Here is a 16,502-nt window from a genome sequence, read left to right as displayed (position 1 = left end):
TCAGCTCCTCGTGATGGCGGGCGAGAACGGAATCACGTTCGACGGGCTCGCGTCGACCGGTCCGTCACCCTGCATGGCGGCCCGCACGGCCGCCCGCCGCGCATGGCGCATACGGCCGCGCAGCAGCGCGTGCACGGCGGCGACCGCATCGTCGACGCTCACCTCCCGCAGGCACGGATGGCCGGGTTGATCGCACACGCTGCGGTAGCAGTTGCGGCACGGCACGTCGACGTTCAGCACCCGATGCGGCACCCGCCACGGCGTGTGCTGCGGATTGGTCAGCGCATAGAGATCGACCACCGGCGTGCCGAGCGCGGCCGCGAGATGCACCGGGCCGGAATTGTTCGACAGCAGCAGGTCGGCCGTCTCGATCAGCGCGCCGAGTTCGCCGAGCGACAGCACGCCCGCCAACGGCACCGCGCGCGGGCCGGCGCGGGCGCATACCGTGTCGACCAGCGCGCGCTCGCTTTCGCTACCGGTCACCGCGATGCCGTCGAACAGCGGCGCGACGCTCGCGGCCACCTCGCCGAAGCGCTCGGCCGGCCAGCGACGCGACGCCGCGCTCGCGCCCGGATGCACGACGAGCCAGCGCGCGGATGGCGCGCCCGGCCGGCGCGGGCCGCCGATGCGCTGCACCGTGGCCTGCAACCGCGCGCTCACCGCGCGCCGCGCCGCGTCGCCCGGCTCGAACGCCATCCGCCAGTTCGACGTCGTGGCGCCGATCGCGCGCACGAGCGCGAGCTGCCGCGCCACCTCGTGCCGCACATGCGACTCCGGTTCGCTTTCCGGCACGCGGTCGGTCAGCAGTTCGTACGGGTTCTCGCGGCAATGCGCGAGCCGCAGCGGAATGCCCGCCAGCCAGCACATCATCGCGGCGGGCAGCGGATTCTGGCTGTAGACGGTAAAAACCGCGGCCGCATCGAAACGGCCGGCCAGCAGCCGGTCGATCATGTCGAGATCGGCGACCGGATCGCCGCGCACGTCGGGGTGCTTGACCCACGGCGCATCGTAGGTCCACACGTCGTCGACCATCGGCAGGTGCGCCGCCAGCGCGGCGCCCGTGCGCGACGTCAGCAGCGTGAGCCGGCGCCCCTCGCCGCTTTCCTTCAGCGCGCGCAACGCGGGCGTCGTCATCAGCACGTCGCCGACGCTGTCGAGCCGCACGCAGAGGATGCGTCGCGCGCGACGCCACGCGGCGTTCATCGCCGGCCCCAGGTGCCGTGCCGCCGCACGGCTTCGCGCGCGACGATGTCGGCCGCGCGGTCGACGCGATCGACGATGTGGTGCGGCGATCGCGCGGCGCCGGTGCGCCATTCGGTCTCGTGCCCGCAGTCGACGAGGATCGTGCGGCAACGCGCGGCGCGCCCGGCCGCGACGTCGTCGAGGATGTCGCCGATCATCCAGCTCCATTCGGGGACGACGCCCAGCGTGGCCAGCGCGCGACGCAACATGCCGGGGCGCGGCTTGCGGCAGATGCAGTCAACCGTATAGGCCGGCACGCTGCCCCGCGGGTGATGCGGGCAGTAAAAAAAATCCGCCAGCGTCGCGCCGTTTGCTTCGAACAGTTCGGCGAGACACCGGCGGACCGCGCCAAGCTCGTTTTCGGTAAAGCGGCCGAGCGCGACGCCCGGCTGGTTCGAGACGACCACGATCGGCATGCCGGTCGCGCCGAGCGTGCGCAGCGCGCGTGCCGCGCCCGGTGCGAGGCGCATGCGCGCCGGATCGACGTTGTAGGGCACGTCGTCGAGCAACGTGCCGTCCTTGTCGATCAGCACGGCCCCGGGCAGCCCCCGTTCGCGCGTCAAGGCCATGACGTCTCCTTCATCGGCAGCACCATCACTTCCGGCACCACCGTGCCGGGCGGCTGCATCAGCACGAAGCGCACGGCGGCCGCGACGTTCTCGGCCGGCTGCAGCGTGTCCGCGTCGATGTCCGGAAAGCGGTCGAGCAGGAACGGCGTGCGCATCCCGCCCGCGACGATCGCCGACACGCTCACGCCGGCCGGCCGCAGTTCGGCATGCAGCGCGTGCGACAGGCCGAGCAGCCCCCACTTCGTCGCGTGATAGGCGGACGCATTCGGCCACGCGCGCTTCGACGCGGTCGACGCGATGTTGACGATATGGCCGGTGCCGCGCGCCTTCATCATCGGCACGGCCGCGTGGCACATCAGGTACGGGCCGAGCAGGTTCGTCATCAGCACCTGCCGCCACGCGTCGACGCTCACGTCGTCGATTGGCGCGGTCACGTCGATCGCCGCGTTGTTGACGACCACGTCGAGATCGCCGAGCGCTTCCCGCGCGTCGTGCACGACCTGCAGCACGGACGCCTCGTCGCGTACGTCGAGCGGCCGGCCGACCGCCTGCCCGCCGTGCCGTTCGAGCCGCTGCGCGACGGCGGCCGCGCGGTCGCCGTCGAGATCGGCGACGATCACGTGCGCGCCGTGCCGCGCCAGGTCTTCGCAAATGGCCTCGCCGAGCCCGCGGCCACCGCCGGTCACCAGCGCGACGCGGCCGGCGAGCGGCGTTTGGACGGAATCGTGTTTGACGTCGTTCACCTGCACCTCCTTGCGAACGTCCGGACGCATCCGGACTGGCTGTGTGACGCTTGTCGCGACAAACGTCGATGCAGGAGATACAGCGAGAACCGTGCCGGCTTGCCGGCGCGCGTGCCGCCTCGCGCGCCGGCAAGCGCTCGCTGGCTTTTTTATAAGCTGCTGTAAAAACCGCCCCGCACGGCCGCGCTCAGATCGCCAGCGCGTCCGGCGTCGCCTGCGCGCGGCGCTTCGCGAGCGCACGCAGGCAGTGCGCGATGCATCCCGCGAATGCCTCGTCGAACCACGGCTGCGCGCCCGACACGCCGACCACGATCCCGCCGAGCGCGACGCCGCCCCACAGGTTCGTATCGCCCGCGCGCAGCCGGTACGGCTCCAGCGCCTGCACGACGTGGCCGTCGCGGCCCGTTTCCCACGACAGCCGCGCTTTCGCGCGCGCATACGCACGGTAGTCGGCGTCCCAGTCCTTCGGGTCGGGCAACGAGAACTCGTACAGGATCGCGTCCTCGAACGCCGCGTCGCGAGGCCCGAGCGCGGGATCCATGATCACGATGTGCAGGCAGCCGCTGTCGCCGACGAAGTCGCTCTGCAGCGCGGCCGACAGGCTCGGCAGCAGCAGTTCGACCGCGGCGACCGCGGTCTGGCGGTCGACGAACGCGCTACCGGCGCGGCGGCCGGTCAGCGCTTCGGGTGGCGGGTGGGACATGGGTTTCTCCAGAGGGAAATGCGAGTGCGCGCAACGGCGCGATCCGGTCGGCCGTTGCCGCGGGCTGGGTCAGGTCAGCGTGGAAACCGGCCTCGACCGCGCGCGTGCGGTCGCGGTCGCGGTCGAGCGCGTGGCCGGACAGCGCCAGGCCCTCAGGCTGAGCGCAGCCTTCTCGATCATGCGCGGCGTCCATCTGGCGAATGACACGCCGCTGGCAGCGCATCCGCCGGCGCGCAAACACGGCCGCGCATGCCGCATCGATCGCGAATGTGACGAAGCCGCCGCCGCACGTGCCGATGACGATCACGAGCACTGCCCGAGCGGCATATCGTCGGTTCCCGTGATCATGCGTGCGCGACGCGGTTCGGGGCGCGCCGGTTCGTGCACGCGCGCTCAGTGGTGCGGTTTGCGCTCGCGGTCGCGACCGACGGTGCCCGGCTCGGGATCGAGTACGGCGGGCTGCGTCGGCGTCACCGTGCGCTGGTCGGGATGCAGCACCATCCCCGAATCGTGCTCGCCCTCGTCACGACGCACCCGCACGCGATTCTCGACGTCGCGCACGCCCATGCAGCCATCGGCCAGGTCCTCGATGCCGTGCTTCATCCATCGGGCCGGCACCGTGCCGTCCAGTTCGACGCGGCCGTCCTGCACCTGCACCGTGACGTCGCTCACGTCGATGTCGAGTGCATGCGCGAGCCGCTCGCACACCTCTTCGCGGATCCGCTCGTCCGATCGCGTATAGCCTTTCGGTCCGCGACGATTGCGCAGCGCGTCGCGTTCGGCGTCGCTGCCGAATCGCGACAAGTCGGGGGCGTCGCCGCGGTAGCGCGCATCGTCGCGCGGATCGCCATAGGCGCGGTCGCGGTCGTACCCGCCCATCCGGTGATGCCCGCGAAACTCCGGGGGAACGCCGCGGTACGGGCTTTCCCGCCAGTCGCGGCCCTGCGCGTGATAGTCGCGTTCGCCGTAGCCGGGATCGCGTTCGCGCGCCGGCTGGCGCGGGAAGTCGCCCTGCCAGCCCGCATCGGCCTCGCCGCGCCGCTGGCCGACCGGCCGCGCCGCGCGTTCGCTCCATTCGCTGCCCCAATCTTCCGGGCCGACGTCCTCGCTCGCGAAGCGGCGGTACGCCGACTCGTCGCCCGCGTCGGGCCATCGCGCCGGATCGTCCGGGATGCCGCGCTCGCCGGCGCCTCGGGCTGCGCGTTCGTTGCGCTCCTGCCAGTCGGGCGGGCCACCGCGTTCGCCGTGCCGTCCGGGATATCGTCGTTGCATCGTGTCCCTCCTTGATCGCGCCTGCGCCGCGCACGGCCCCATGCCGTGTCACGGCGCGCGTCGGTCAGCTCGGATGCAAGTCGCGTGCCGATGTCGTGGCCGATGGAAGACGGACGCGCATCGCGACGCCGATTGGCTGCCGGACGCGAGAATCTGCAATGCGATTGCAGTTTTTGCGTGCCGGGCGTCACGGCGTGCCGTCATCGCCCGCTTCGTCCCCGTCCTCCGGTTCCGTCGTGCCGCCGGGCTCGCTCAGCCGCTCGGTGCGGTCCGGCTTGATGTCCATGCCTTCATCGAGCGTCGAATCGCCGTCCGCCGACGCGCGCTCACCGGTGCCTGCACGGTCCGTATCGCTGTCGAGCGCGGCATCGCCGCGTTCGAGCGCGTGATCGTCGAGCGGCGAATCGACGTCGAACGGATGACGCCGCGCGCCGGCCGTGTCGCTGCCGCTGTCGGACGAGTCGCTCGGGCCCAGGGCGCGGCCGTCGCGGCCGCGGCCGGCATTGTCGTCGTCCGGTTCGGACGGTTCGTTGTCGGGGTTCAGCGTGCTGTTCATGTCGATCTCCTTGCAAGGCTCGCGGCCGCGGGCAGCCGGCCAACGCGGCACGGCCAGCGGAATGCAAACGCGTGCAATCGGCGTGCCGCCCCGCGCACCGGAACCGATTGCGCGCGGCCGGAATGGCGATCGGCACAACCGATGCGCGCTCATTGATCAGCCGAATTGAGTTCCCTTATGCTTTCGGGGGTGCCAATCCGATTCGTACCGCCGCCGCCGGCCCGCCCGACGGCGGCCGGGCGGCGCTTGCCCGCCCGTCTTCGACAAGCCGCTCCGATGATGAAAGACGACCTCAATCCTCGCTCGCCTCCGCCGCCGCTCGGGCAATCCGACGCGCGCGACCTGTTGCACCGCTTCGCCGAGTTCCGGTTCCAGACGGTCGTCGAGTCGATCACCGACTACGCGGTGTTCATGCTCGACCCGTACGGCAACGTCGCGACCTGGAACGCGGGGGCCGCGCGCATCAAGGGCTATCGCGCCGCGGAGATCGTCGGCCACCACTTCTCGCGCTTCTATCCGCCCGACGCGATCGCGGCCGGCCGGCCGTCGCTCGGGCTCGCCGAAGCGGCCGCCAACGGCCACTTCGAGGACGAAGGCTGGCGCGTGCGCAAGGACGGCTCGCAGTTCTGGGCGAGCGTGACGATCACGCCCGTGCACGATCACTCGAACCAGCTCTGCGGCTTCATCAAGATCACGCGCGACATGACCGAGCGCAAGCGCCTCGAGGAGCTCGAAGCGTCGACGCACCGGCTCAGCGTGTTCATCGCGATGCTCGCGCACGAGCTGCGCAACCATCTCGCGCCGTTGCGCCATTCGGTCGGCGTGCTGCAGAGCCTGGCCGACCCGGCACCCGCGCTCGCGCAGTGCCGCGACGCCGTGCATCGTCAGGTCACGCAACTGACGCGCCTCGTCGACGACCTGCTCGACGTCGGGCGCATCACCGCCGGCAAGCTCGAGCTGGAAGACCGCCCCATTACCGTGCGCGACATCGTGTGCCGCGGCGTCGAAAGCATCCAGCCGAAGCTGGCCGCGCGCGGGCAGCACATCCACGTCGATCTGCCGGCCGATGCCGTGCCGTTGCACGGCGACGATGCGCGGCTCGTCCAGGTGCTGCACAACCTGCTCGACAATGCGTCGAAGTTCTCGCCGCTCGGCGGACGCATCGACGTCGGCGCCACGATCGAGGGGCCGGTCGTCGCGATCCGCGTGACCGATCGCGGCGTCGGCATCGCGCGCGACGCGCTCGAAACCATCTTCGACCTGTTCGAGCAGGAAAGCGGAGCGGGCCGGCGGCCGGCCGAAGGCTTCGGGCTGGGTCTCGCGATCTGCCGGACATTCGTCGAACTGCACGGCGGGCGCATCTCGGCCGAAAGTGCCGGGCCCGGTCACGGTGCGACGTTTACGGTGCGGCTGCCGATCGACCGCATGGCGCGCGCGACCCGCGTCGAGGTGCGCGGGCCGGTCAAGTCCGTGCAGACGGACACGACGCCGCTCCGTATCGTCATCGTCGACGACAATCGCGATTCGGCCGACACGCTCGCCGTGCTGCTGCAGGTGAAAGGACACGCGCCGCGCGTCGCCTACAACGCGCACGACGCGCTGGCGCTCGCCCGCCACTACGTCCCGCAGTTGATGATCCTCGACCTCACGATGCCCGACGTCGACGGCTTCACGCTCCTGCACGAGCTGCGCGCGATCGACGCGCTGCGCGACACGACCTGCGTCGCGCTGTCGGGACATGCCAGCGCGGCGGACCTGGCGCGCACCGAACGCGCAGGCTTCGACGAGCACCTCGTGAAGCCCGTCGAAATAGCCGTGCTCGACGCGCTGCTGCAGCGCGTCGCGCGCCGGGTTCGCCGCACGCCGTGACCGCCGTGCTCAAGCCACCGCCCGACACATCGCCGCGCATGCTTCACACGCGAGCGCGCAGCGGCGGCAATGATCGTGTGCATGCCGCCGGCATTCGGCTGCACACAAGTCGCATGCCTGCGCGCACAGCGCGCAGACGCCGGGCGTGAGCACACTGCGGCGCGCCATCGCACCCGACGCGAAGCGGCACAGCTGCGCGCATTCGATGTCGAGCGCGATGCAGTCGGCCAGCGCCTGCGCGTCGCGTTCGGCGAGGCACGCGGCCGTACAGGCATCGCAGGCGTGGGCGCACGCGTCGCAAGCGGCCATGCAGTTGTCATAGGGATCGTTCATCGCAGTCCTCCCGGTTTCGGTTGGCATCGTCATGGCGTCAGCTTCACCTTCATCCAGCCCGGCTCGCGCGTGTCGAACGCGCGATAGGCATCGATCGCATTCGTCAGCGGCTCGCAACGCGTGAGCACCGACAGCGGGTCGAATGCGCCGCTGCGCACGAGCTCGACGAGCGGCGGCGTCACCGTTCGGTGATTGCAGTTGCCCATCTTGATCGTCAGGTTGCGGTTCATCGCATCGCCGACCGGAAACACGCGGGCCGCCGGCGGATACACGCCGATCACCGCCACCGTGCCGGCTTTCGCGACCGCGCGCACCGCCCATTGCAGCACCTGCGACGGCCCGTCGCCCGGCACCCAGTTGCGGCCGTCCGGCTTGCGGTGCGGCGCGATCGTCTCGACTTCCGCATCGAATGCCTGCGCCGCGTCGCGATCGGCCGCGGCCGGCCCGTGCGTCGCGCGCATCGCGTCGACGCCCACCGCGTCGATCACGCGATCGACGCCGATTCCGCCCGTCAGCCGCAGCACCGTCTCGACCGGATCGTCCTCCGCGAAATCGACGATCTCCGCGCCTTGCGCGCACGCCATCTCGAGACGCGACGCCACGCGGTCGATCGCGATCACGCGCCCGGCGCCCATCAGCTTCGCGCTCGCGATCGCGAACTGGCCGACCGGCCCCGCGCCGAACACGGCGACCGTGTCGCCCGCGCTCACTTCCGCGAGCTGCGCGCCGAAATAGCCGGTGGGGAAAATGTCCGACATCAGGATCGCGCGATCGTCGTCGATCGCATCCGGCAGCCGAATCAGGCTTGCATGCGCAAGCGGCGTGCGCGCGTACTCGGCCTGCAGCCCGTCGAACGCGCCGCTCGCGGCCGGACCGCCGAAGAACGCGGTACCCGCACGCGGGCCGCCCGGGTTCGCGACGTCGCATTGCGCGGTGTAGCCCGCGCGGCAGTACGCGCAACTGCCGCATGCGATCGTCGACGGAATCAGCACGCGGTCGCCGCGCCGCAGGTTGCGCACGTCGCGCCCGACCGTCTCGACGATGCCGACACCCTCGTGGCCGAGGATCGTGCCCGGCTTCATCCCGCCGAGGGTGCCGCGCACCATGTGCAGGTCGGTGCCGCAGATCGCGCTGGCCGTCAGGCGCACGACCGCGTCGGTCGCGTCGGTGACTTCAGGATCGGGCACCGTGTCGATGCGAATGTCGCCGATACCGTGGAATACGACTGCTTTCATGTCAGGCCCTCCTTGTTCGAACGTTCTCGGAACTACCGAGAAGGACGGTGAGCAAGGAGTGGGCCCTGACGGGCATCACCTGAATGCTCTCCGCGGTGCGGAGAGCATTCATCCGTCACGAACCACGAATTCGACATCGTCGCGCGGATTCGATGCCGGGATCCGACTGGGACAATGCATCGAGAAGGACATGATCGCCATGCCGCTGGGCGGCGGGCAACGCGAACGCGCGGCGGCCGCGCCCGGTTACATCGAAAAACACGGCGCGCCCGGCCACCCCGACGCGTTCGTCCGGCACCGCTGTATCGGCTGGCGGCTGTCGCCAGCGCGGGCGCCCTACCGCTGGGAATGCGTGGAAAACGGCCGCCCTTCAGCGATTGGCTGACGCTCCCGCCGCAGCGGCATCTCGCTTGACTGCCACGCACTTGATCTCGACCAGCAAGCCGGGATGCGCGAGTTCGGTCACGCCGATCGAAGTCCACGCGCATGTGCCGCGTGGAAAAACCCGATTCTTCACGTCGCGAAATACGGGCATATGCGTGCCCATCTGCACGTGGTATGTCGTCATATCGACAACATCTTCAAAAGTGCACCCAGCCGCTTCCAGAACCACGCGCAAATTTTCCCAGCATGCCAGGAATTGCGCTTCGGGATCGGCGATGACTTCGAGGTCAACGGTACGCCCGACCTGTCCGGCGCAAAAAACAATGGACCCAACCTTCACGGCCGGTACATAACCGGCGCGCTCTACGATACGTTGCATCGTCGGCGGGATGATCAATTCACGGATGGTCATGTGTCTTACCCTTTAAGGATTGAAGCGGTCATTTACCGCGGCGCGGATGATGACCGTATCTGGCCGAGAGCACCCACGAAGTTCAATTCAGCGCGCGGCAATCGGTGATTCGGTCAGCATCGTATCGGCGATATCGAGCATCGCGCGCAAGCGATCCATATGCCGAAGGTCATGGTGGTACCCCACCCAGATGTCTCGGGATGGGGGCGGTTCCGGCGTTTCGATGCGCTGCACTGCCGGTATCGCGTCGCCCAGCGGTCGCGGCAGCACCGCCATGCCCATGCCTGCCGCGCACATCCGGCCCTGAACGGCTCGGCTCGTGCTGGTGAACACGCGCCGCGACCGCGGGAACCTGTCGAGCAGCCAGGCGACGTCGGGGAAGTGAGACTGCGCCGTATTCATCACGATCAATCCCACTGAAGCAGGATCGCGCCGCAACGCACGCGCGGTTTCCGCCGTGCCGTAAAGGCCGTACGGAACGCTCATCATGCGGCGCTGGACAATGTCCGGTTCGGTGAAAGGAACGATCCGGAAGGCCAGGTCGGCCTCGCGACGCGACAGGCTCAGCAATCGGTAGCTCGCGATCACTTCCGGCACCACGGCCGGATGACGGCGCACCAGTTCCGCCAGAACCGGCGCGAGAACGTAGCCGGCGAACCACTCTGCGCACGATATCCGCAAGATGCCTTCGAGACGGTCGTGATGACCGGCCAGACGCCGCTCCATCGCCAGCGCGGCGTTTTCCATGGCTTCGGCGAGGCTCAGCACGGTATCGCCGGCGTCGGTGAGCACCAGCCCATCCGCGGTCCTGCGGAACAGCGCCTGCCCGGATTCATCCTCCAGCGCCTTGATCCGGCGGCCGATCGTTGGATGGCTCACGCCCAGGCTTCGGGCTGCCGCACCGAAAGATCCGCCCCGCTTGACCGCCAGAAACACCCGGACATCACTCCATTCCATGCGATGAACCTTCGTTCAAAAATGTACATTCAATATACAAGAACGACCATTCACAAACAATTGTGTGAGCCTCACGATGGTGACTTGCATCTACCGAACCGCCCCGCTCGGGGCCAACCTCTGCGGAGTGTGAAGACATGAACAAGTTGAAGGGCAAGGTCGCGATCGTGACGGGGGCATCGAAAGGCATCGGCGCAGGTATCGCGCGCCAGCTTGCGGCCGACGGCGCACAGGTCGTCGTCAACTACGCATCCAGCGCGAGCGGTGCCGAACAGGTCGTCGGGGACATTCAGGCCGCCGGCGGGAAGGCATCGGCGGTGCGCGCCGACGTGACGAACAAGGCGGAGGTCGAGGCACTCGTCAACGCAGCCATCGACCATTTCGGGCGGTTGGACATCGTGGTGAACAACGCCGGCGTCTACCAGTTCGCCAGGATCGAGGAAACCACCGAGGCACGCTACCGCGAGCAATTCGACATCAACGTGCTCGGTCCGCTGCTGGTCGCCGGCGCCGCCGCGCCGCACCTCGGCAACGGCAGCAGCATCGTCAACATCAGCTCCAACGTCACGCGCGTCCTTCCGGCCGAGAGTGCCATCTACAGCGGCACGAAAGGCGCAATCGACGCCATCACCGGGGTGCTCGCGCGGGAGCTCGGCCCGCGCGGCATCCGGGTCAATGCCGTGAACCCCGGCTTGGTGGAAACCGAGGGCACCCATGCCGCCGGCGTCATCGGATCGAACTTCGAGACGTGGAACGCGGACCAGACGCCGCTCGGCCGCATCGGCCAGGTGCGGGACATCGCGCCGATCGTTTCGTTTCTCGCGTCCGACGACTCGGGATGGATGACGGGCGAGATCATTCTCGCGTCGGGCGGCATGCGCTGACGCGCCATGCTCGCGGGAACGTGCGCCGATCCCGCATCGGCGCGCTCCGTCGAGCGTATCGAAACGCAGAATCGAGCGAAAGGAGAAACGCATGAACAAAACCTGGTTGATCACCGGCTGCTCCGGCGGCTTCGGCCTGCATCTCGCACGCGCGGCGGCCGCGCGCGGCGACCACGTGGTGGCAACGGCGCGTGCACCGGAAACGCTACGCGATCTGGCACGGCGTTATCCGGACACGCTGCGTGTTGCAGCGTTGGACGTGACGATGCCGGAGACGATACACGCGGCCATGGCGTTGACGATTGAAGCGTTCGGCAGGTTGGACGTGCTGGTCAACAACGCCGGGCATGGATTCATGGGCGCAATCGAAGAAGGCACGCCGGAGGAATACCGGCCGTTATTCGATGTGAACGTCTTCGGGCTCATCGAGACGACGCGCGCGGCGTTGCCGCTGATGCGACGCACCGGCGGTGGCAGGATCGTCAACCTGTCGTCCGGTGCCGGTATCGCCGGCTCGGGGGGCCGCGGCTATTACAACGCGACGAAGTTTGCAGTCGAAGGCCTGTCGGAGGCCCTCGCACAGGAAGTCGAACCGATGGGCATTCGCGTGGTCATCGTGGAGCCCGGTCCGTTTCGAACCGAATTCCTGGGGCGCTCGATCACGGTCGCCAAGCAGCAAATCGGCGACTATTCGGCAACCGCGGGCTCCGCGCGCAGCTACCGCGACAGCAATGACGGACATCAGGCAGGCGATCCTGCCAAAGCCGCCGCGGTGATCATCCAGGCGATCGACTCGGACGATCCACCGTTGCACCTGCCGATCGGACCGAGTGCCCATGCCATTGCGGAGCGCAAGCTGAAGACGTTCCGCCGGGACATCGACGCATGGCGCGCGCGCTCCATCGCGACCGACTTCGATTGACGGTCTCGGGCCGACGCAACGGTCGGCCCGAAAGAAAACGAATCGCGGACACGCCGGCGAACGACAAGTCGCCCGCCGGCGGCCGGCTTACATCGGAGGCGCTACCCCGTCCTTCTCGACCACGATCTGGCGTCCGTCGTATCCCCCGTCCTTGCCCGGCGTAGCCACGACGAAAATCTTCTTGCCCGCCGACAAATCGGCGCGCGTCGCCTGGATGAGCGTCACGACCGGCGCGTCGGGCGGCACGTTGATCGTGTTGCTGCCGCCCTTGTACGAAAGCTTCAGATCGCGCCCGCTCGTGCCTTGAACGATGGTATCCACATTCGCGTTCGTCATCGAGCTGTTCGCGGCGAGATCCCACGCATAGTGGCCTTCACCCATGCCGCGCGCGGCCTCGGGGAATACGAGCACTTCCTTCGCGATCAACTTGCCGTTCTCGCCCGGCGTGGCCGCTGCGCCGACATAGGAACCCGGTTTGATATCGGACAGCTGAATCGCTTTCACCGCGTTCACGTTGGTCGACGCCGCGACATTGATGAGCACGGTGTCGCCGCTGCGGCGATGTACCTTCAGGCTGTCTCCGGAAAACGAGACGATGTCGCCACGAATGCGCTCGGGCTTGACCGCGGCGGATTGCGCGAACGCGGTGCCGGCCAGCGTCGCCGCGACGACGGAGGCGGCGAGTTTGAGTCGAATGGACATGAATGCTCCTTTGATGAGGTTGCGATCGAGAACGTGACCGGCGAGGTGTCCAGGGCCAAGGGCTCAGGAGCCGCCAAACCAGTTGTATCCCTGGTTTTCCCAATAACCGCCCGGGAATGCGTTGGTCACCGTGATGGCGACGATGTGTTTGGGATTCTTGTATCCGAGCTTGGTCGGCATGCGCAGCTTCATCGGGAAGCCGTACTTCGCCGGCAAGACGCGGCCGTCATAGGTGAGCGTCAGCAGCGTTTGCGGATGGAGCGCGGTCGGCATGTCGATGCTCGTCCAGTAGTTGTCGGCGCAATGCAGCGCGACGTACTTCGCGGTGGTGTCGGCGCCGGCGCGCAACAGGAAATCGGAAAATCGCACGCCGCCCCACTTCCCGATCGCGCTCCACCCTTCGATGCAGATATGCCGCGTAACCTGGCTTTCCTGCGGCAACGCATGGAGCTCGTCGAGCGTCCACGTACGCCTGCCCTTGACCAGCCCGCCGAGCTGGAGCCGATATTTCTCCGCATCCACGTCCGGCACCTGGTCGATGTCGTAGTACGCGTTGAATGGAAAGGGCCGCGCGATCATCGACTCCGGATACGTCGGCGCAAGCTTGCGCGGATCGAAGAGCGACGCCTGCACGTCGTCGTTGAACGAAGACACGCGGCGCAGCATCGTGTTGACCGATTGGTCGTCGGTCAGGTCGCAGCCGGAAAGCAGCATCAGGCCGCCGAGCGTGAGGATCCGCTTGCCGAACAGGCGGCGTTGCGTCGACTGGAGCGCGTTGCGCGCATCCTTGACGATCGCATGCGAATCGAGCTGCGAGACGCGGTCGGCCCGCGACGAACGTTTGGGTTCATTCATGATCAGCGCCCTCGAATCATCGTGAGCAATGAGCGCGGAACGAGCGCGACCATCACGACGTGAACGGCAAGGAAACCGACGAGCACGCTCATCGCGACGAAATGAACGATGCGCGCGTTGTCGAATCCGCCCATCAATGTCCTCAGGAAAGCAAACTGCACCGGTTTCCAGATGGCGAGCCCCGACAGAACGAGCAGCACGATATCGGCGAGCGCGCCGAGATACGCGAACTTCTGCACGGCGTTGTACTGCGCGGGATCTTCGTGAACCAGCTTTCCGCGCAGCGCGGCGGCGAGGTCGGAAAGAAGCGCGCGCATGCCGAGCGGCAACAGCTTCCTGCGCAACCGCCCTGTCGCCATGCCGAGCACGAGATAGGCGAACAGGTTGCCGACCAGGATCCACATCGCCGCGAAGTGCCAGAGGAGCGCACCGCCCAGCCAGCCTCCAAGCGTGGTGGAACGCGGAAACGTGACCGCCCTGACAATCGGCGACGCGTTGTAGACCTGCCAGCCGCTCAGGCACATGGCGATGACTGCGGCGGCATTGATCCAATGGAGAAGACGGACCCACAGCGGATGAATCGTCGAACGTTTCACAGCGAACTTCCTCGTAATCTTGCGGATGGTGCACGCGTCATGCCGTGGTGACAGGGGCGTGACGAGAAGGATCGCAATTGCCGCGACGCAGCGGTATCGGTCGAACGACCGACCCCGTCGGACGCCTGTCGAGCCGACGGTCAGGCGGCTGGCGGGAACAATGGCGGTCGTCCGCCACGCGACCCGTCGGCGCGGGCCGGCCAGTCGAAGGTTCGCTTCGACGTCGACCACGTCCCGCCCGTCGCGCGCGTTGAAGGGGGCGGATTTATCCCGCCACATGCCGTCACCGCGCCGGAAAACTTCCGGCGCCGACGAAGGCCATCGCGACCGCTGACGGCATGTCCGCGAGCGGCTGCCATCGCGGTGCATCAAGTCTGTAGAACCGATTCCGCATGCATCGCCATCCCACCCTCGGCTCGGCTCCATTGCACGACCCATTCGGGCAGTTCGGGCGGAGGCTGCGTCACGCCGATCCACGCCAGCAGTTCGTCGGTCGGCACGGTACCTCCGCCGCGCTTCAGGAACCGGGTTCGCACGACGCCGACCGCGACCTGCGTCCCGCCGCGGCTGAACCCCTGCTCCAGGAACACATGCTTCTCGTCCCAACCGATCACACGCGTCGTGACGTCGTAGCGCTCCCACAGATGCAGCGATCGATGAAATCGTATCGTCTCGAGCGTGACGACGGGATACCACCCTTGCGCATTGACGCGTTGCCAGACGCGCGAGCGCAGCAGCAGATCGACCCGCCCCAGATCGAGAATGCCAAAGTAGCGGCCATTGGTCATGTGGCGCAGCACATCGAGGTCGTTTGGCCACACGCGAAACGGCGTGACACAGGTGTCGAGAATGTGCAGTCGCTGACGACGCAGGCTCAGCAGGAACGTCAGACACAAACGCAGCAGTAGATTCATGAATCGCGGGTTTTGACGGTGCCGGCGCAGAGCGCGCGCGTCACGGCATCCATACCGGACGGGAAGCAGGCGACGGCTTGCCGGCCACGCTTTTCGAGTGCAGCGACCACTTCTGCTGCGCGTTCCGCGGACTTTTCATAGGCAATGGCGGCGACGACACAAAACGAAACAGATACGCGATTCGCGGTGCGTTTGTCAGGGACGTTGCTCGTCACGCTCGCAAACCCGAGCAAGCGCGCGATCCATAGCGAGTGCATAGAGCGAATTCAAAGAGTGCGTCGCGATGTACTCGTGAGTTGCGCGAGAAATGCGCTCGCTGCAGTCAGTACGGTCCCGAAATTCACCGGATTGTGCGAGTACTTGGATGAACCCGCCTTTGAGACGGTCGAGTTCGGGACGTATTTCTTTCTCGAGATCCGCACGCGCATCATCCGGGGCGTGATCAGAGCGCCGCCATTCAGCCAGCAGCGCATACTGGACAAGCTTGTTGGCTTCAATTTGATCCGTGAAGAAATGGACTGCCAACTTGGCCGGTACTCCGTTGGCTCGCGCTTCCTTTACCGCGGCAGCGATCACCGCAGACTCTCTCGAAAGATCCTCCACGGGCTTTCCGGAGTCCCACTTGCTCAGTGCGACCTGCCTCGCAATTCGTAGCCGTGCTGCCGTCAGATCCAACAGCGCGCTTAACGTCGACGCGTTGCCCGGAGGTACCGCTGCCGACGGCGATATGGATAACATGACAGTGGCGAGTGAACTTATCAAAAGACATGATCTCCAGGATCTGAACTTCATTCCGCGGGCAATTCCATCGGGTGCAGGAGTCGAACGCTCGACCTTGGATTTATATGCCCTCGTTTCGTCAGGTCGCGGCGCCCTTGGCGCCCATTCCTGGGTGGCAGTCGCGGCCACGCCGTTTTTCCCTTCCCGTACGCTACAAGTCATAGTGTCTACGCCATCTTCTCCGTCGTTGAAGAATCGCAAAACATTTGACCGGTGCACATCGGTCAAATGACCGACCCAACGTGCAAGGGATTTCCGATTCGTGAGGGCCGCCGTTCGATGCCTCCGCACAGGCAAGAAGTTATAACCCTCTTGCTGCAAGTGGCGTCGAGGCAGATTCCTGAATGGTCTGGCGTGCGGCATCGCCCTCGATGCTTTCGCCGATTGGATGATTCACTACACCGCAGCACATCGCCTTGCTCAGGGGCTTCCGATTTAGCGCGGATGCAAGCGGTTTCTCGTCAGCACATCAACGATCTATATTTTCTATTTAAACAACCATACCTATATATAAAATACATAAAAAAGAGACGGTACTAAATCCTTCGCTCGTTCGTCTTTAGTGTCATACGAA

At 66.9% G+C, this 16,502-nt stretch carries 20 protein-coding genes and 1 pseudogene; 4 read left to right on the top strand and 17 right to left on the bottom strand.

All coding sequences use genetic code 11. The annotated features are described in order from the left end of the window. The 7 genes and pseudogenes from CFB43_RS32755 to CFB43_RS32725 all read right to left on the bottom strand — a co-directional run bounded on the left by CFB43_RS32755 (nt 1) and on the right by CFB43_RS32725 (nt 5,085). Nucleotides 1–1,203: a glycosyltransferase family 9 protein gene (locus CFB43_RS32755; RefSeq protein ID WP_089498301.1), complete on the bottom strand. Its 1,203-nt coding sequence runs from the start codon at nt 1,201–1,203 to the stop codon at nt 1–3. Continuing rightward, on the bottom strand, nt 1,200–1,811 hold the full coding sequence (locus tag CFB43_RS32750) for a D-glycero-alpha-D-manno-heptose-1,7-bisphosphate 7-phosphatase (RefSeq protein WP_089498300.1): 612 nt from the start codon (nt 1,809–1,811) through the stop codon (nt 1,200–1,202). Before CFB43_RS32750 ends, CFB43_RS32755 begins: the two co-directional genes overlap by 4 nt. Beyond that, nucleotides 1,802–2,584 carry an SDR family oxidoreductase gene (locus tag CFB43_RS32745; protein WP_373452571.1) on the bottom strand — a complete coding sequence of 261 codons (783 nt, stop codon included), beginning with the start codon at nt 2,582–2,584 and terminating at the stop codon, nt 1,802–1,804. Before CFB43_RS32745 ends, CFB43_RS32750 begins: the two co-directional genes overlap by 10 nt. A 157-nt stretch (nt 2,585–2,741) precedes the next feature. Further along, a complete protein-coding gene (locus tag CFB43_RS32740; RefSeq protein WP_089498299.1) occupies nt 2,742–3,257 on the bottom strand; it encodes a hypothetical protein in 516 nt (171 codons plus the stop codon). Then, nucleotides 3,211–3,459, bottom strand: a pseudogene (locus CFB43_RS32735) (response regulator); the annotation flags it as partial. The pseudogene CFB43_RS32735 and the gene CFB43_RS32740, both read right to left, overlap by 47 nt. A gap of 191 nt (nt 3,460–3,650) precedes the next feature. Further along, a complete protein-coding gene (locus CFB43_RS32730) occupies nt 3,651–4,529 on the bottom strand; it encodes a BON domain-containing protein (protein ID WP_089498298.1) in 879 nt (292 codons plus the stop codon). A gap of 187 nt (nt 4,530–4,716) precedes the next feature. Next, nucleotides 4,717–5,085 carry a chemotaxis protein gene (locus CFB43_RS32725; protein ID WP_089498297.1) on the bottom strand — a complete coding sequence of 123 codons (369 nt, stop codon included), beginning with the start codon at nt 5,083–5,085 and terminating at the stop codon, nt 4,717–4,719. Between the two features lie 276 nt (nt 5,086–5,361). Here CFB43_RS32725 and CFB43_RS32720 point away from each other — a divergent pair, with 276 nt between their 5' ends. Next, nucleotides 5,362–6,954 (top strand): PAS domain-containing hybrid sensor histidine kinase/response regulator, encoded by a 1,593-nt coding sequence (locus CFB43_RS32720; RefSeq protein ID WP_089498296.1) that lies wholly within the window; start codon nt 5,362–5,364, stop codon nt 6,952–6,954. Between the two features lie 9 nt (nt 6,955–6,963). Here the strand turns inward: CFB43_RS32720 and CFB43_RS32715 are convergent, their stop codons facing one another. Both CFB43_RS32715 and CFB43_RS32710 read right to left on the bottom strand, forming a co-directional pair. Continuing rightward, nucleotides 6,964–7,287 carry a four-helix bundle copper-binding protein gene (locus CFB43_RS32715; protein WP_179254958.1) on the bottom strand — a complete coding sequence of 108 codons (324 nt, stop codon included), beginning with the start codon at nt 7,285–7,287 and terminating at the stop codon, nt 6,964–6,966. Between the two features lie 29 nt (nt 7,288–7,316). Next, nucleotides 7,317–8,522 (bottom strand): zinc-dependent alcohol dehydrogenase, encoded by a 1,206-nt coding sequence (locus CFB43_RS32710; RefSeq protein WP_089498295.1) that lies wholly within the window; start codon nt 8,520–8,522, stop codon nt 7,317–7,319. A gap of 190 nt (nt 8,523–8,712) precedes the next feature. Here CFB43_RS32710 and CFB43_RS32705 point away from each other — a divergent pair, with 190 nt between their 5' ends. Further along, a complete protein-coding gene (locus tag CFB43_RS32705) occupies nt 8,713–8,907 on the top strand; it encodes a hypothetical protein (RefSeq protein ID WP_089498294.1) in 195 nt (64 codons plus the stop codon). Here CFB43_RS32705 and CFB43_RS32700 read toward each other — a convergent pair. Beyond that, entirely contained in the window at nt 8,893–9,318 is a 426-nt protein-coding gene (locus CFB43_RS32700; RefSeq protein ID WP_089498293.1) for a RidA family protein, read from the bottom strand. The genes CFB43_RS32705 and CFB43_RS32700 overlap by 15 nt on opposite strands. 87 nt (nt 9,319–9,405) lie before the next feature. After that, on the bottom strand, nt 9,406–10,275 hold the full coding sequence (locus CFB43_RS32695) for a LysR family transcriptional regulator (protein ID WP_089498292.1): 870 nt from the start codon (nt 10,273–10,275) through the stop codon (nt 9,406–9,408). Nucleotides 10,276–10,412: 137 nt separating this feature from the next. Here CFB43_RS32695 and CFB43_RS32690 point away from each other — a divergent pair, with 137 nt between their 5' ends. Beyond that, nucleotides 10,413–11,159 (top strand): glucose 1-dehydrogenase, encoded by a 747-nt coding sequence (locus tag CFB43_RS32690; protein ID WP_089498291.1) that lies wholly within the window; start codon nt 10,413–10,415, stop codon nt 11,157–11,159. A gap of 91 nt (nt 11,160–11,250) precedes the next feature. After that, the gene (locus tag CFB43_RS32685; RefSeq protein ID WP_089498290.1) at nt 11,251–12,081 is read left to right on the top strand and encodes an oxidoreductase; all 831 of its coding nucleotides are present in this window, start codon (nt 11,251–11,253) and stop codon (nt 12,079–12,081) included. An 87-nt stretch (nt 12,082–12,168) separates the two neighbouring features. On the opposite strand, the gene CFB43_RS32680 is transcribed toward CFB43_RS32685, so the two are convergent. From CFB43_RS32680 to CFB43_RS38615, 6 genes are all read right to left on the bottom strand, one after another. Continuing rightward, nucleotides 12,169–12,783, bottom strand: coding sequence for a hypothetical protein (locus tag CFB43_RS32680; RefSeq protein ID WP_089498289.1), 615 nt, complete (start codon nt 12,781–12,783; stop codon nt 12,169–12,171). 63 nt (nt 12,784–12,846) lie between these two features. Beyond that, nucleotides 12,847–13,638 (bottom strand): molybdopterin-dependent oxidoreductase, encoded by a 792-nt coding sequence (locus tag CFB43_RS32675; protein ID WP_089498288.1) that lies wholly within the window; start codon nt 13,636–13,638, stop codon nt 12,847–12,849. A gap of 2 nt (nt 13,639–13,640) precedes the next feature. Beyond that, nucleotides 13,641–14,234 carry a cytochrome b/b6 domain-containing protein gene (locus CFB43_RS32670; protein ID WP_256990217.1) on the bottom strand — a complete coding sequence of 198 codons (594 nt, stop codon included), beginning with the start codon at nt 14,232–14,234 and terminating at the stop codon, nt 13,641–13,643. 368 nt (nt 14,235–14,602) lie between these two features. After that, nucleotides 14,603–15,148: a thioesterase family protein gene (locus CFB43_RS32665; RefSeq protein ID WP_089498286.1), complete on the bottom strand. Its 546-nt coding sequence runs from the start codon at nt 15,146–15,148 to the stop codon at nt 14,603–14,605. Further along, the gene (locus CFB43_RS38620) at nt 15,145–15,363 is read right to left on the bottom strand and encodes a hypothetical protein (protein WP_179254957.1); all 219 of its coding nucleotides are present in this window, start codon (nt 15,361–15,363) and stop codon (nt 15,145–15,147) included. Before CFB43_RS38620 ends, CFB43_RS32665 begins: the two co-directional genes overlap by 4 nt. Further along, nucleotides 15,344–15,886 carry a chorismate mutase gene (locus tag CFB43_RS38615; RefSeq protein WP_256990216.1) on the bottom strand — a complete coding sequence of 181 codons (543 nt, stop codon included), beginning with the start codon at nt 15,884–15,886 and terminating at the stop codon, nt 15,344–15,346. The genes CFB43_RS38620 and CFB43_RS38615 overlap by 20 nt, the downstream gene beginning before the upstream one ends. Between the last annotated feature and the right edge of the window lie 616 nt (nt 15,887–16,502).

This window comes from Burkholderia sp. AU15512 (genome assembly GCF_002223325.1).
In the GTDB taxonomy this organism is placed as follows: Bacteria; Pseudomonadota; Gammaproteobacteria; order Burkholderiales; family Burkholderiaceae; genus Burkholderia.
Note: the sequence above shows the minus strand (reverse complement) of the source record. Positions and strands in the feature narration are given on the sequence as shown.

What these genes read in the sequence shown, in the direction of transcription:
- CFB43_RS32685 (WP_089498290.1), top strand. Translation starts at nt 11,251, where the DNA reads ATGAACAAAACCTGGTTGATCACCGGCTGCTCCGGCGGCTTCGGCCTG.
- CFB43_RS32675 (WP_089498288.1), bottom strand. Translation starts at nt 13,638, where the DNA reads ATGAATGAACCCAAACGTTCGTCGCGGGCCGACCGCGTCTCGCAGCTC.
- CFB43_RS32745 (WP_373452571.1), bottom strand. Translation starts at nt 2,584, where the DNA reads ATGCGTCCGGACGTTCGCAAGGAGGTGCAGGTGAACGACGTCAAACAC.
- CFB43_RS32720 (WP_089498296.1), top strand. Translation starts at nt 5,362, where the DNA reads ATGATGAAAGACGACCTCAATCCTCGCTCGCCTCCGCCGCCGCTCGGG.
- CFB43_RS32690 (WP_089498291.1), top strand. Translation starts at nt 10,413, where the DNA reads ATGAACAAGTTGAAGGGCAAGGTCGCGATCGTGACGGGGGCATCGAAA.
- CFB43_RS32715 (WP_179254958.1), bottom strand. Translation starts at nt 7,287, where the DNA reads ATGAACGATCCCTATGACAACTGCATGGCCGCTTGCGACGCGTGCGCC.
- CFB43_RS32725 (WP_089498297.1), bottom strand. Translation starts at nt 5,085, where the DNA reads ATGAACAGCACGCTGAACCCCGACAACGAACCGTCCGAACCGGACGAC.
- CFB43_RS32740 (WP_089498299.1), bottom strand. Translation starts at nt 3,257, where the DNA reads ATGTCCCACCCGCCACCCGAAGCGCTGACCGGCCGCCGCGCCGGTAGC.
- CFB43_RS32710 (WP_089498295.1), bottom strand. Translation starts at nt 8,522, where the DNA reads ATGAAAGCAGTCGTATTCCACGGTATCGGCGACATTCGCATCGACACG.
- CFB43_RS32750 (WP_089498300.1), bottom strand. Translation starts at nt 1,811, where the DNA reads ATGGCCTTGACGCGCGAACGGGGGCTGCCCGGGGCCGTGCTGATCGAC.
- CFB43_RS38615 (WP_256990216.1), bottom strand. Translation starts at nt 15,886, where the DNA reads ATGTTATCCATATCGCCGTCGGCAGCGGTACCTCCGGGCAACGCGTCG.
- CFB43_RS32665 (WP_089498286.1), bottom strand. Translation starts at nt 15,148, where the DNA reads ATGAATCTACTGCTGCGTTTGTGTCTGACGTTCCTGCTGAGCCTGCGT.
- CFB43_RS32705 (WP_089498294.1), top strand. Translation starts at nt 8,713, where the DNA reads ATGATCGCCATGCCGCTGGGCGGCGGGCAACGCGAACGCGCGGCGGCC.
- CFB43_RS32695 (WP_089498292.1), bottom strand. Translation starts at nt 10,275, where the DNA reads ATGGAATGGAGTGATGTCCGGGTGTTTCTGGCGGTCAAGCGGGGCGGA.
- CFB43_RS32730 (WP_089498298.1), bottom strand. Translation starts at nt 4,529, where the DNA reads ATGCAACGACGATATCCCGGACGGCACGGCGAACGCGGTGGCCCGCCC.
- CFB43_RS32680 (WP_089498289.1), bottom strand. Translation starts at nt 12,783, where the DNA reads ATGTCCATTCGACTCAAACTCGCCGCCTCCGTCGTCGCGGCGACGCTG.
- CFB43_RS32700 (WP_089498293.1), bottom strand. Translation starts at nt 9,318, where the DNA reads ATGACCATCCGTGAATTGATCATCCCGCCGACGATGCAACGTATCGTA.
- CFB43_RS32755 (WP_089498301.1), bottom strand. Translation starts at nt 1,203, where the DNA reads ATGAACGCCGCGTGGCGTCGCGCGCGACGCATCCTCTGCGTGCGGCTC.